At 71.6% G+C, this 13,155-nt stretch carries 15 protein-coding genes; 3 read left to right on the forward strand and 12 right to left on the reverse strand.

What is annotated here, in order from left to right; genetic code table 11:
• Positions 1-78: 78 nt before the first annotated feature.
• The gene (locus BG482_RS22045; RefSeq protein ID WP_069770804.1) at positions 79-582 is read right to left on the reverse strand and encodes a tetratricopeptide repeat protein; all 504 of its coding nucleotides are present in this window, start codon (positions 580-582) and stop codon (positions 79-81) included.
• A gap of 100 nt (positions 583-682) precedes the next feature.
• On the opposite strand from BG482_RS22045, the gene BG482_RS22050 reads away from it, so the two are divergent.
• Positions 683-1,096: a hypothetical protein gene (locus BG482_RS22050; RefSeq protein WP_069770805.1), complete on the forward strand. Its 414-nt coding sequence runs from the start codon at positions 683-685 to the stop codon at positions 1,094-1,096.
• Between the two features lie 84 nt (positions 1,097-1,180).
• On the opposite strand, the gene BG482_RS22055 is transcribed toward BG482_RS22050, so the two are convergent.
• From BG482_RS22055 to BG482_RS22085, 8 genes are all read right to left on the reverse strand, one after another.
• A complete protein-coding gene (locus BG482_RS22055; RefSeq protein WP_069770806.1) occupies positions 1,181-2,770 on the reverse strand; it encodes a DUF1996 domain-containing protein in 1,590 nt (529 codons plus the stop codon).
• Positions 2,771-2,945: 175 nt separating this feature from the next.
• Positions 2,946-3,602, reverse strand: a complete 657-nt coding sequence (locus BG482_RS22060) for a response regulator transcription factor (RefSeq protein ID WP_069770807.1) — start codon at positions 3,600-3,602, stop codon at positions 2,946-2,948.
• Positions 3,587-4,870 (reverse strand): sensor histidine kinase, encoded by a 1,284-nt coding sequence (locus BG482_RS22065; RefSeq protein ID WP_069770808.1) that lies wholly within the window; start codon positions 4,868-4,870, stop codon positions 3,587-3,589. Before BG482_RS22065 ends, BG482_RS22060 begins: the two co-directional genes overlap by 16 nt.
• Positions 4,871-4,922: 52 nt before the next feature.
• Entirely contained in the window at positions 4,923-6,059 is a 1,137-nt protein-coding gene (locus tag BG482_RS22070) for an NAD-dependent epimerase/dehydratase family protein (RefSeq protein ID WP_256096440.1), read from the reverse strand.
• Positions 6,060-6,124: 65 nt separating this feature from the next.
• Positions 6,125-6,727 carry a winged helix-turn-helix domain-containing protein gene (locus BG482_RS22075; protein ID WP_069770809.1) on the reverse strand — a complete coding sequence of 201 codons (603 nt, stop codon included), beginning with the start codon at positions 6,725-6,727 and terminating at the stop codon, positions 6,125-6,127.
• 117 nt (positions 6,728-6,844) lie between these two features.
• The gene (locus BG482_RS45355) at positions 6,845-6,967 is read right to left on the reverse strand and encodes a hypothetical protein (RefSeq protein ID WP_333741507.1); all 123 of its coding nucleotides are present in this window, start codon (positions 6,965-6,967) and stop codon (positions 6,845-6,847) included.
• A 155-nt stretch (positions 6,968-7,122) separates the two neighbouring features.
• The gene (gene glnII / locus BG482_RS22080) at positions 7,123-8,154 is read right to left on the reverse strand and encodes a glutamine synthetase (protein ID WP_069770810.1); all 1,032 of its coding nucleotides are present in this window, start codon (positions 8,152-8,154) and stop codon (positions 7,123-7,125) included.
• 296 nt (positions 8,155-8,450) lie between these two features.
• Complete coding sequence (locus BG482_RS22085) at positions 8,451-8,900, reverse strand: MarR family winged helix-turn-helix transcriptional regulator (RefSeq protein ID WP_069770811.1); 450 nt, start codon at positions 8,898-8,900, stop codon at positions 8,451-8,453.
• Between the two features lie 84 nt (positions 8,901-8,984).
• Here BG482_RS22085 and BG482_RS22090 point away from each other — a divergent pair, with 84 nt between their 5' ends.
• Positions 8,985-9,830, forward strand: coding sequence for an alpha/beta fold hydrolase (locus BG482_RS22090; RefSeq protein ID WP_069770812.1), 846 nt, complete (start codon positions 8,985-8,987; stop codon positions 9,828-9,830).
• A gap of 3 nt (positions 9,831-9,833) precedes the next feature.
• On the opposite strand, the gene BG482_RS22095 is transcribed toward BG482_RS22090, so the two are convergent.
• A complete protein-coding gene (locus tag BG482_RS22095) occupies positions 9,834-10,583 on the reverse strand; it encodes a hypothetical protein (protein WP_069770813.1) in 750 nt (249 codons plus the stop codon).
• A 148-nt stretch (positions 10,584-10,731) separates the two neighbouring features.
• Positions 10,732-11,091, reverse strand: coding sequence for an arsenate reductase family protein (locus BG482_RS22100; protein WP_069770840.1), 360 nt, complete (start codon positions 11,089-11,091; stop codon positions 10,732-10,734).
• 141 nt (positions 11,092-11,232) lie between these two features.
• Between BG482_RS22100 and BG482_RS22105 the strand changes: the two genes are divergently transcribed.
• Entirely contained in the window at positions 11,233-11,547 is a 315-nt protein-coding gene (locus tag BG482_RS22105; protein ID WP_069770814.1) for a hypothetical protein, read from the forward strand.
• 158 nt (positions 11,548-11,705) lie between these two features.
• Here BG482_RS22105 and BG482_RS22110 read toward each other — a convergent pair whose 3' ends face one another.
• Positions 11,706-12,890, reverse strand: a complete 1,185-nt coding sequence (locus BG482_RS22110; RefSeq protein WP_069770815.1) for a winged helix DNA-binding domain-containing protein — start codon at positions 12,888-12,890, stop codon at positions 11,706-11,708.
• Positions 12,891-13,155 lie beyond the last annotated feature (265 nt).

Here is a 13,155-nt window from a genome sequence, read left to right on the forward strand (position 1 = left end):
GCCGGCCCGCCGGTCGTCACCGCAGCTCCGATGGGCGCTTCGGTGTCGCGTCGGCGTCGCGGATGTGCGCGTCGCCGTTCAGTGGTTGACGAGCGCCCGTGCGTAGTTGGCCATCGAGCGCTGGTAGCGCGGCAGATGAGGGGCCAGGGCGCCGAGGACCAGGGACAGGCCCTCGCGGTCCCGGCCGAGGCTCGACAGGCACAGGGCCAGCGTGGCGCGTACGGCGTCGTCCAACTCGTCGGACGGGCGGTCCAGTTCGGGGGTCAGCAACTCGACGCCCTCCTGCGCGCGGCCGATGTTGCGCAGGGAGCTGGAGAGCTGGATCTTGGCGCGCCTGCCCTTGTAGCCGCTGACGTCGCTCAGGCCGCGGGCGAGCGCCTCCCGGTACAGCGGGGCCGCCAGGTCCGAACGGCCGGTCGAGTCCCAGGCGCAGGCCTGCTCGAAGAGGCCCAGCGGGCTGCCCTCGGGCAGCTCGGCGGCGAGTGCGTCGACCACGGCCCGGAAGTCCGCTGCCTTCTCCTGCGGGTAGTCGTCGAAGGAGGTCCAGGCGGCGGTCACGCGATCTTCCCAGTCTTGGTTCACGGGGCCACTCTCGCACGCGTGTCCCCACCCGGCACCGGTATTTTGAGCGCACCGCGCGCGGGAGCCGTATCCAGAGCGAGGCTCTTGCTTGGAGGAACAGATGAAGATGACCCGACCGATGCTCGCGGCGGCCGCCGCCGCTGCGGCGCTGCTGCTGGCGGGATGCTCTTCCGGCGGCTCAGGGAAAGCCGAGGCGTCCATCCCCGGGGTGGCGAACGGCAGCCTGGAGCAACTGGCCGCGGCGGTGAAGTGCACACCGGACATGCAGACCGACGCGGACGAGATCCGCCAGGCCATCTGCAAGAACGCCGACGGCAAGTTCATCCTCGCCACGTTCGCCACGGACCGCGGACTGCGCGAGTGGATCAACACGGCCAAGGACTACGGCGGTCACTACCTCGTCGGCCGCAAGTGGGTGGCCGTCGGCGAGGACTCCACGGTGGCCGCGCTGCGCACCACGCTCGGCGGGGACATCGAAGAGGGCACCGACCACTCCGCGCACGCGGGTCACTGAACTCCGGTCCTTCTCCGGACAGCAGAGAGCCGGCGGTGGGAGATCCCACCGCCGGCTCTTTCATGCGGTCATCGTGTCAGTGTGTCACTGGCAGCGCTGGCCGTTGTTGACGCAGTTGGCGATCTTGTTCGCCAGGCCGTTCTTCGTGATGCTGATGAAGTCGTCGTGGTCGGTGGACGGCTTGTGGAGCTGCTCCGGGAAGCCGTCGACCGCGTAGGCGTTCTTCACCTGGCCGTTCTGGATGACCGGCGCGGGCACGCTGTAGATGAGACGCATCGTCAGCTGCGGGATCGCCTTGAAGCCGTTCTGGCAGTTGCCGTTGGCGTCGGCGAAGGCCACGTGCGAACGGTGGTTGGCGCTGTCGATGTTCTTGCCGTCCCAGCAGCTCTGGAAGGCGAACGAGCGGACCACCTTGCTGCCCTGGGGGCAGATCGGGTACTGCTCGGTCAGCTGCACCTTGTTCTCGAAGCCGGTGCAGCTCCAGTGCGCGTTGGCGTTGGCCAGACCGTTGGTGGTGGTCTTGGCGTCACCCGTGATGATCCGCAGGAACTGCGGCATCGCGACGACCTTGCTCTTGGGGCTGCCGACGTACTTGATCTCGGCCTGCTGGGCGGTCAGGATCTTGCCGACGTTGCCCTCCTTGCCACCGCCGTCCCGGTTCTGGTCGAACTCCTTGGTGCCGTTCTGCAGACGCAGCACGGGCCAGTAGTAGGACGACAGGTCGCTCTTGTTCGAGCAGCTGGTGCCGCCCTGGAGGAACGTGTTGTTGCTGGAGAACGCGTTGATCTTCTGGTTGCCGACGTAGTCGTGCGTGTGGTGCGCGCCGTTGGTCACGCCGGGTGCCACGATCACGTTGTCGGTGTTGAAGTTCTTGTTCGCGTTCACACCACAGGACACGGTGAACGTGCCGTTGGAGGCCTGGCCGTTCTTGCCGGGCTTGCCCTTGACGTTCGCCTGGACCTTCGTGATGTCGACGAAGTCCGAGGCGACGGGGCCGTTGCCGCCCTGACCGCCGTTGCCGCCCTGCTGCTGGCCGCCCTGCTGCTGGCCGCCATTGTTCTGGCCGCCGTTCTGCTGCTGGCCACCGTTGTTCTGCTGGCCGCCGTTCTGCTGCTGGCCGCCCTGCTGCTGGCCGCCGTTCTGCTGCTGGCCGCCCTGCTGCTGGCCGCCGTTCTGCTGTCCGGCGGTCGTGTTGTTCGCCGCCTGCGTGGTGCAGGCCGCGAGCTGGCTCAGCGAGTTGTCGAACTGGCCGCCCGAGCGCTGGATGTTGATGCGGATCCGGTCGATCGTCGCGGCCCGCTTCTCCTTGAGGGGGCCGACGATCGCGTTCTGCACGAAACCGGAGTCACCGGCCTGGGCCTGGCGCGTCGAGGCGAGTCGGGCGTAGGCCTCGGTGATCTGCTTGTCGAGGTTGGCCAGCTCGGTCGCGACGCCCTGCTTGGCCCCGTTGGGCACGCTCGTCAGCTTCTGCCCCACGTCCGGGCAGGAGATGGTGGCGACCTGCACGGCCGCGTTGGCGGCCTTGGTCTCGTTCTGGCCCGAGCTGTTCGACTCGTGCGCCGAAGCGTAGAAGTTCGCCCAGATCAGCCCGCCCCCGCCGAGCGCTAGGGCCGCCGATGCTGCCACGGCCTTGGTGGCCATCGACGAACGGCGTTTACGTGTGTTGCGTCCCATGGAACTCCTCTGACTTCCTTGCGGGGCAGCATCGAGGCGCCCGACAGGAGTGAAGCTGAAGCTGCTTCCTCCCTTACGCATCACGCCTCACAGGTGTTCAGCCCGCTCAGAAATTCATGAGAGCCCGCGGCCGCAAACAACCCCAAAACCCTCACACCACACCGTGGTTGGCGGATCAGTGGTCCCGGTCCAGATAGGCCAGCACCGCCAGCACCCTGCGGTTGTCGTCGTCCGAGACCTCCAGACCCAGCTTCACGAAAATGTTCGCGGTGTGTTTGGCGACGGCCCGCTCGGTGACGACCAGACTGCCCGCGATCGCCGCGTTCGACCGGCCCTGCGCCATCAGCTCCAGAACCTCCCGTTCGCGCGGGGTGAGCCGGTCCACCGGCCCCCGGCCGTCGTTCGCCCGCCGGGCCAGCAGCTGCTGGATCACCTGCGGGTCCATCGCCGTGCCGCCCGCGGCGACCCGCCGTACGGCGTCCACGAACTGCTCCGCGTCGAACACCCGGTCCTTCAGCAGATAGCCGACCCCGCCGCTGCCGTCGGCGAGCAACTCGCGCGCGTACAGCTGCTCGACGTGCTGGGAGAGGACGAGCACCGGCAGTCCGGGCCGCCTGCGGCGGGCCTCCAGCGCACACTGCAGACCCTCGTCCGTGTGCGTGGGCGGGAGCCGGACGTCGACCACGGCGACGTCCGGCTCCAGTTCGGCGAGGGCCCGCTCCAGTTCGGGCCCGGTCTCGACCGCGGCGGCGATCTCGAAGTCGTAGGCCTCCAGCAGCCGGACGAGACCGTCCCGCAGCAGGAAGAGGTCTTCGGCTAGGACAACACGCAAGGGATCTCCATGGTCACCATGGTGGGACCGCCGGCGGGCGAGCCGACGGCCAGGACGCCGTCGAATGTACCGAGCCGGCGCTCGATCCCGGCCAGCCCCGAGCCCGCCCCGATCGCCGCACCGCCCCTGCCGTTGTCGGTGACGGAGATCCGCAGACTGCCCTCCGAGTGACGCAGGTCGACCCAGATCCGGTCGGCGCCGGAGTGCTTGACCGCGTTGGTGAGCACCTCGCTCACCGCGAAGTAGGCCGCCGACTCCACGGGAGCGTCCGCACGGCCGCCCTCGATGTCCACGCTCACCTCGGTGGCGATCGGCAGCCGCAGCGCCAACGCCCGCACCGCGTCGCCGAGTCCGCGCTCGGCCAGCACCGGCGGGTGGATGCCGCGTACCAGGTCGCGCAGCTCGGAGAGCGCCTCGGCGGACGAGCGACGGGCCTGCGCGAGCAGTTCCTTGGCCTTCTCCGGGTTCTTGTCGACGAGCATCTCGACGGTGCCGAGGTCCATGCCCATCGCCACCAGCCGGGCCTGGGCGCCGTCGTGCAGATCCCGTTCGATGCGCCGCAGCTCGGCCGCGGAGGTGTCCACGGCGTCCCGCCGGGTCTCCGTCAACACCCGTACTCGCTCGGCGAGTTCGGCCTGGGTGGGGGAGAGTACGGCCCGGGTGAGGCGGAAGTGGTTGGCCAGCAGACGCGGGCTGTGGATGTAGCCGAGCACCAGGAGCACGCAGGCCAGGGCCGCCGCGCCGAAGGCGGACGCCTGTCCGGTGACCGGCACGAAGCCGTACCAGTAGGTGTCACCGGTCGCGCCCCGGTACACCCGCCACATCCCGGCCGCCAGCGCGAAACCCTCCACCGCGTAGAGGACCAGCGCGGCGGGCAGCAGCGCGGTGAGGTATCCGGCCGTCATGTCGACCAGAAGCCACCGCAGATCACGCCAGGTCGCCGGGTCCCGGAGCATCGCTGTCGTGCGCGCCCACGGCTTCGCGTCCTCCGGCACCGGCCGGTAGGCCGAGGGGATGCGTATCCCGCACCACTTCGCCGCTAGGTCCCGCCGCCGGTCGGCGAAGGACCGCACCCAGGTGAGCGCCCACGGCGTCGTGACCAGCCCGACCCCCACGACGGGGACGAGCGCGATCGAGACGACGGCGACCGTATAGCACAGGATGGCCTCGGGCAGGCAGACCAGGGCCAGGACGAAGGCCCGGCCGGAGGCGAGCGCCGCCGCCCGCGCACGGGTGCCCATGCTGCCGCTTTGCGTGTTGGCGTTCATGGCGTCAGTCTCGCGGACCGCCGATCGGCGGTCACTGGGCCGAGGTCCCCGCTCAGGAGGTGGTGCCAGATACACCCCCCGGGCCCGAGGCCCTGCTGCCCGCGACTGCCGTGCCCGCGCTTCCCGTGCACGCGCTTCCCGTGCACGCGCTTCCCGTGTCCGTGCTTCCCGTGCCCGCGGCTTTCGCGCCCGCCGCGAGGACCTTCGCCTCGACCTCCGGGTCCAGGCCCTTGCGGGGCCGGTCCGGACGGTGGGGCGCGACGCCGCCGATCGACGTCAGCCAGCTCCAGGTGTCGCCGACGGTCTCCTCGACCGGGCGGCAGACGAGCCCCGCCGCGATCGCCCGCGAGACGTCGGCCGCGTGCAGGGCGTCGTGCATGTCGGTGCCCGGCGGCACCCACACGGGCAGCTCGGTCCACGGCTCGATGCCCGCGTCGAGGACGGTCTCCGGCGCGGTCCAGCGCAGTTCGGCGTCCGAGCCGGTGGCGCGCACGCACGCCTCCAGCAGCTCGCCCATCGTCGCGTGGCCCTGCGGGCTCATCAGGTTGTACGGCCCGCTCAGCTCCCGCTCGACCGCGCCCAGGATCCACGCGGCGAGGTCGCGGACATCGACGTACTGCAGGGGCAGGCCGTGCGGGCCGGGCGCGAGGACCGGGCCGCCGCGCGCGATCCGGGTCAGCCACCAGGGCAGTCGGCCGACGTTCTCGTACGGGCCGAGGATCAGCCCCGCCCGTACGAGAACGCTGTCCCGCTCGCCGAAGGCGTCGAGGGCGGCCAGCTCGCCGCCGCGCTTGTCCTGGGCGTAGTCGCTCTGCCCGGCGCCGGGTTCGGCGCCCTCGACGAGCGCCGCGTCCTCGGCGTACCCGGCGGGCGGGGCCCAGGTGTACACCGAGCAGCTCGACACGTACACATACCGGCCCGCGCGGCCCCGCAGCAGCCGCGCCGCCTCGTGCACCGCGCGTGGCGCCGCCGACCAGGTGTCCACGACGGCGTCCCAGTCGCCTTCGCCGGGGTCGGCGAGCGCGGCGAGGCCTCCGGGCGCGGTGCGGTCGCCGGTCAGCGACCGGACGCCGGGGACGGGCGCCTGCCGCCCCCGGTTGAGGACGGTCACGTCCCAGCCCCGTCCGAGGGCCGCCTCCACGACGGCCCGCCCCGCGAACTCCGTCCCGCCCAGCACCAGAAGTCTCATGCCGTGACTGTGCCCGGTCCGGGCGCGACGGGGAACCGTGCTCTGCCGTCGGCAGACGAACCGGGTCAGCGGCCGGTCGGCGGGGTGTACTTGTAGCCGACGCGGCGCACCGTCTGGATCGACTGGCGGTGCTGTGCGCCCAGCTTGCGGCGCAGTCGTGCGATGTGGACGTCGACCGTGCGGCCGTCGCCCACGTGGCCGTAGCCCCACACCGTGGTGACGAGCTGGTCGCGGGTGTGCACCCTGTTCGGGTGGGTCACCAGGTGCGCGAGCAGCTCGAACTCCAGGTAGGTGAGGTCGAGTTGCCGCCCGTCCACCTCGGCGGTGCGCTGCACGGGGTCGATCCGCACGAGTGGACGTCCGGCGCCCCCGGCAGGCACGGCCTCGTCGGCCGCGGGCCGCTCCGGCACCGCCACCGGCAGGAAGGGCGGCTGCTGGTCGGCCGGGACGAGCACCAGGTAGCCGATCATCGGCGGCCGGCCCGGCAGCGTGGGCAGGGTGTGCTGGGGGGCGGGCAGCCAGGTCGTGCCCGGCGGCAGGAAGTCCACGACGTCGACCACCTCGTCCCGGTCGACGGCCCGCAGCCGATGACGGGCGGCGCCGTTCGGAGCGGGGGCGGCGGAGGTGGTGAGGGAGGGAGCGGAGGAGAGGGAACGAGTGGTCGCCATGAGAGGTCAGCTCTTTCGCGCGAGGAGTTCGTCGGGGAGGACGACGGCCGCGATTCGTGGTCGGGCTCGTCGAGGACGTACGTCGTGCGCGCTGGCCGAAGGCCGGGGTGTACGGCTTTAGAGGGCCGGCGCGTTCGTCGCGCGGCAACACACCCGGTCGAAGTCGTGGTGCTGACGGGAGGGCCAGAAGGGCTCGAGGTCATGGCGACCCGTCGCGGTGTTCTTCTGGAAGCTGGCCATGGGCCCATTGAAGCAGACACCCGCCCGTTGCAGGAGTCTTCTCTCACAGCTTGGACGCATCCCTGGCGCGAAGCGGACCCACGGCTCACGCCTGCGGGGAAGCGGGAAGGGGCGCCCGCCGAGTCGGCGGGCGCCCCTTCCGGGAAGTGCGGGGATCAGACCTGGGCGGCCTTCTCCAGCGCCGAGCAGCAGGTGTCCACGATCAGCCGGGTCACCAGGTACGGGTCGACGTTGGCGTTCGGACGGCGGTCCTCGATGTAGCCCTTGCCGTCCTTCTCGACCTGCCACGGGATGCGGACCGAGGCGCCGCGGTCGGAGACGCCGTAGGAGTACTCGTTCCACGGGGCCGTCTCGTGCAGACCGGTCAGACGGTCGTCGATGCCGGCGCCGTAGTTCTTGACGTGGTCGAGGGGCTTGGAGCCCTCGCCGAGCGACTCGCACGCGGTGATGATCGCGTCGTAGCCCTCGCGCATCGCCTTGGTGGAGAAGTTGGTGTGCGCGCCGGCGCCGTTCCAGTCGCCCTTGACCGGCTTGGGGTCGAGGGTGGCGGCGACGCCGAAGTCCTCGGCGGTGCGGTAGAGCAGCCAGCGGGCCACCCACAGCTGGTCGGAGACCTCCAGCGGGGCCAGCGGGCCGACCTGGAACTCCCACTGTCCGGGCATGACCTCGGCGTTGATGCCGGAGATGCCGAGACCGGCGGCGAGGCAGTTGTCGAGGTGCGCCTCGACGACCTCACGGCCGAAGATCTCGTCCGCGCCCACACCGCAGTAGTAACCGCCCTGCGGGGCCGGGAAGCCGCCCTTGGGGAAGCCGAGCGGGTAACCGTCCTGGAAGAACGTGTACTCCTGCTCGATGCCGAAGATGGGCTCCTGCGCGGCGAACTTCTCGGCGACCTCGGCGAGCGCGGCACGGGTGTTGGACTCGTGCGGCGTCATGTCGATGTTGAGGACCTCGCACAGGACGAGGATGTCGTCGCCGCCGCGGACCGGGTCCGGGCACGTGAAGACCGGCTTGAGGACACGGTCCGAGGCGTGGCCCTCGGCCTGGTTCGTGGAGGACCCGTCGAAGCCCCAGATCGGCAGCGCGTCGAGACCGGCGGGAGCGCCCTCGATGATCTTCGTCTTGGAACGGAGCTTCGCCGTCGGCTGGGTGCCGTCGATCCAGATGTACTCAGCCTTGAAGGTCACGGGCCACTTCCTTCGGGGGTGTGTCTGACGCACTTGCGGGTGCTGCGGCGCTGCGGCACTGGGGCGCCGCCTGTTCGCCCGGAAGCTTGTCAACAGGCGATTTCCCGATCATTGCTCGAATGTGAACCCCGTGTAACCTGGTGGTTCTGTGGTGCGCCTCACGCGGTGAGGGCTCCGGCCGGGAGCGGAGCGGGAGTCCGGCGGGAACGGGCGGCGGCGCGCGTGCGAGGGGGAGGGGACGGCGGGCGGCTCGTATGCGGGGGGAGTGGGCGGCCGGGAACGGGGCAGTCCCGTCGTCAGCCCGCCTCGGACGCGACTCGCCGCACGCCCTCCAGGAACCCGTGGATCGCGGCCCGCTCCCGCTCGTCGTAGCCGTCCAGCAGGTCGACCACGTGCCCGATGAGCGGACCGAAGAAGGCCTGGCCCAGCTCCACCGCCCGCTCGTCCACCTCGACGATGACCTTGCGCCGGTCCGTGGCGCCGCGCACCCGCCGGACGTGGCCGGCGCGCTCCAGGCGGTCGACGAGGGCGGTCGTGCCCGCCGAGTTCAGCCCGAGGGCGGCCCCGAGCCGCCCGGCGGTGACCTCCTCGGCGGCCCGCCGCGCGTCCATGAGGACGATCAGTGCACGCACGTCCGTCGGGTGCATCCCGTTGCGCTGCGCGAACCGGGCGCTGTGCAGCCCGAGTTCGACCGTCGCCGCACGCAGCAGATGCACGGTCTCCAGATGCGGGTCGTCGGCAGGCATACGGCGGTGCTCCCTCGGTTATTATCTCGCTCGGCGACTCTCTCGCTCGGCGAGATGATATCGGAGGGCAGGGGGCGGGGCACCATGAGCACGTACGACGACGGGACTTTCCAGGCGGCCTACGACACGGTCATGGCCAAGTGGCCCGCCGACCGCGAGGCCCTGCGGGTCCCCACCCCGTACGGCACGGCGTACGTCAACGCCTGCGGCCCCCGCGACGCGCCCGCGCTGCTGCTTCTGCCCGGCGGCGGGGGAGCGACCTCGGCGTCCTGGTTCGCCCAGGCGGCCGACCTCGCACGGGTGCGGCGGGTGTACGCCCCGGATCTCGTCGGTGCGGCGGGCCGCAGCACGGCGAACGGGGTGCGGACCCCCGCCGACCTCGACGCCTGGCTGGACGCGGTGCTGACCGGCCTGGGCGTCGAGGCGGCCGACGTCGGGGGGCACTCCTACGGCGGGTGGCTCGCACTCCGCCTCGCGCTGCGCGCCCCCGAGCGCGTACGTCGCCTGTTCCTCCTCGACCCGACCCAGTGCTTCGCCGGGTACAAGGCGACGTATCTGCTGCGCGCCCTGCCGATGCTGGTGCGGCCCACCCCGCGCCGGGTGCGCGCCTTCCTGGAGTGGGAGACGGGCGGGGCTGGGCTGGACCCCGACTGCCTCCGGCTGCAGGAGGCGGCGGCGGGATTCCCTGCGGAACGGCCGGTGACCGGTCCCCGTCCGCGGCCGGACGCCCTGCGGGGGCTGAAGGCTCCGGTCCTGCTGCTCGTGGCCGCGAACAGCAGGACCTCTCCCGCACGCGAGCCGGCGGCCCGGGCGGGCGCGACGGTGCGCGATCTGGAGACGATCGTCCTCCCGGACGTCTCTCACCATGCGCTGCCGTCTGCCCTGCCCTCCGGAGCGGGCCGCCGCCTCATCGGATTTCTCGGCGGCTGAGCCTCACCCCACCTTCTCGATCAGGGCCCGGCGGATGAGGAACTTGCCGGGCTCACGGACCTGTTCGAAGGCCGCGTTGTTGAGGAGGGCGCAACTACCGGAGACCGAGGTCACCTCGACGGTCGTGGACTTGTTGTTGTCCAGGTTGGTGACCTTCAGCTTGGTTCCGGCCGGGAACTGGTTGCTCGACGCGGCCGGTGCACCGGCCTCGCCGGACAGGGTGACCGTCGAACCGTTGCAGACCTGGCGGCCCGAGGCGGCGGCACCGCCGTTTCCCGCGTTGCCGTTGTTTCCCGCGTTGCCGTTGTTCCCGGTGTTCCCCGCGGGGGCGGAGGCCGCCTGCGAGGGCCGGCCCGCCTGGGCCCCGCCTGCCTGGGCCCCGCCTGCCTGGGCCCCGCCCGTCTGGGAGCCGCCCGTCTGGGAGTCCTGAGCCGACTCCCCGACGGCGCACCCGGACGCCTTCTGCTGGACCTTGATCTGCGCGATGACGGCCTCGCGGTTGGCGATGCGGGCCTCGGACTGCGCGTCCGGAGCGGCCCGCTGGCCGTCGATGAACTTCTGGTTGTTGCCGAGGGCGGTGGCGAGTCCCTGACAGACCGTCGAGTTCGCGGCCGACAGCGGCGTCGCGTTCTGCGGTGTCTGGGCGGCGTTCGAGGTGTTCGCCATCACGAAGGCCCCGGCGCCCGCGACTGCTGCTGCGCTGACGAGCAGCGCGATCTTCTTCTTCGTGCCGACAGTTCTCCTGCGCGACATGCGCGCCTCCTGAGGGATAGGGGAGCGTACGCCGCTATGTACGAGATACCGAACGAGGCTACTCAGCGGCCACGGGGCCCATTCGAGGTGACGTGCGTCACTGCGTCGACTCCCGCCGGGTGAAGGGCCCTCGGCCGCCGGGCCGGACTCAGCGGGACAGGGCGTCCCGCACGGCCTCGTCCGTGCGGGCCACGAGTGCGGTGCCGTCGTCCGCGGTGATGATCGGGCGCTGGATGAGGGCGGGGTGTGCGGCCAGGGCGCCGATCCAGCGTGCGCGCGTGCTCGTGTCCCGTGCCCAGTCCTTCAGGCCGAGTTCCTTGGCCGCCGCCTCCTGGGTGCGGGTGATGTCCCACGGCTCCAGGCCGAGACGGTCGAGCACCTCCTTGATCTCGTCCTCGCTCGGCACCTCCTCCAGATAGCGGCGGACGGTGTAGTCGGCGCCCTCGGCGTCGAGGAGTGTGAGGGCGCTGCGGCACTTGGAACAGGCGGGGTTGATCCAGATCTCCATGCCGGTCACGGTAGCTCGAAAGTGGCTCCAAAGCCCATGTGATCAGGGGCTTTTGTCAGTGGGGGACAGTAGAATAGAAGCAGTGTTCGAGGGTCCGCCGGAGGTGCCGGGTCGGGCCCTGACCGCGACAGGAGGATGCCTGTGCCCGCTGCCGCACTGAAGCCGAAGCCGTCCGCGACTCAATCCACAGCGACGCGTTCCGTCCAGCTCGACCTGCCCTGCGCGCCCGTCGAGAAGCGGCCGTTGCCGCCCGGGCGGCCTCGCGAGTGGTACGTCACGCACAACCGTCGTCTCAAGGCGATGCGTCTCGCCATCGCTCTGCTCGACCTCGGCGTCTACATGCCGAACCAGGCCCGCAACGAGAAGATCCGCAGCACGGCGCGGCTGATCGGTGTTCACCCGCCGTCGGACACGACGTGCCACATGGTGCGGGCGTTGATGCGCTACAGCCGGTGAGTCGTCGAGCCGGTGAGTCCGCGGACCGTGAGCCGTGAGCCGTGAGTGGTTGAGCGGGGTGCCGGGCGCCGTCGTGGGACGGCGCCCGGCGCTGCTCGACGCCGGGTGGACGGACGCCGGCGAGCAGGACTGCCGGCTCCGCGGAAAGACCCCTCGTCTCAGCTCACCAACTCCTTCTCCAGCGGCGTCCGGAATCTCGGCGTCACCCGGGTCGGGCCGAGCCACGCCCCCAGCCGCTCCGCCTCCGCCTCGATCGCCCTCCGCGCCTCGCCGCCCACGCCCTCCGTGTCCAGGACCCGCCACACGATCTCCCCGTCGGAGCGCTGGGCCCAACCCCCCACCACCCGGCCGTCCCACCACACCGTCGGTCCCACGTTGCCGCTGTAGTCGAACAGCGCGGGGCGCAACTCCGGGGCGAGATACCAGTCCCGGCCCTGCCAGCCCATCGCCGTCGGGTCCAGCGCCGGCAGCAGGGCCGCCCACGGGCCGTCGGGGGCGGGCGCGGGATCCACGTCCCCGTCGACCACGTGCCCCGTGCCCTCGTCCAGGGTCACCGCCCGCGCCCCGATCGCGGTCAGCGCCCGCCGTACGTCCGTCACCCGCCAGCCGGTCCACCACTTCAGGTCGGCCTCCGTGGCGGGCCCGCACGCCGTCAGCCAGCGCCGCAGCAGCTCCGACTGGGCCTGCGCGGTGGGGAGTTCGGCGTGCGCGGGGGCGAGGGCCCAGCGGAACTGGCTGGACGTCCACGAGCCCAGGGGACGCCCCCTGACCACCTTGCCCTCCACTCCCAGCACCTTCAGCAGCCGGGTCACGACGGTGTGGACGCCCTCGTAGGGCTTCCCGGCCGCGTACACGAACTGCTCCCGCAGACGCGGCTCCTCGCGGGCCAGTTCGGCGGCCGTCGCCTGCCCGAGCCGGGCGAGGGCGGCCAGCGCCGACTCCTCGACCTCCTTCAGCCAGACCGCGTCCGGGGCGCCGGCCATCGCCATGTGCCTCACCAGAGCGGCCCGCTCGCGGGCGGCCACCGCGAGTCCGGTCGAGGCGTGCACGACGGCCGTCGACTCCGTCGGGAACACGAACACCGTGTGCCGCATGCCGTGCATACGTACGAGGCTCCGGTCCGTGTACAGCGCCCGGTCCGTCTCCGGCACGGTCGTCGACGCGTCGGCGAGGCGGGCGCCGACCGCCAGATACACCGTCGCCGGGTCGGTGCCGTGCAGGGCCACGAGCGCGTCGGCCACCGCCGCGGGCGTCGCGGCCCGCGCCTCGGGGGCGAGGCGGTGCCGCAGGGCCAGCCTGGCCCGTCGCTCCGCCGCACCGATGTACCGCTGTCCGTCGCCCATCCCGGCCTCCGCCCGCCCTCGCCCCGCCACGTCCGGCCGCCGTCCGGCCGGCCCGCCGTCTCGTCGTCCGTCACTCGTCCCTGCCCGCATCCTCCCCGACACCACTGACAATCGCCCCCGACGACCGACGACCGACGCTCTTGAGGGCGACCCCGGCGTCCGCCTCTTCGTATGCGGCCGATTCCTGTCGTCGCAGGTCACCCGTTCGGTGTATCCGGCGTGCGCACCTCCGCGCAGCGGCCTTCACTGCGAACAGAAGCCCGGC

Source organism: Streptomyces sp. LUP30, from assembly GCF_001746365.1.
Taxonomy (GTDB): Bacteria; Actinomycetota; Actinomycetes; order Streptomycetales; family Streptomycetaceae; genus Streptomyces.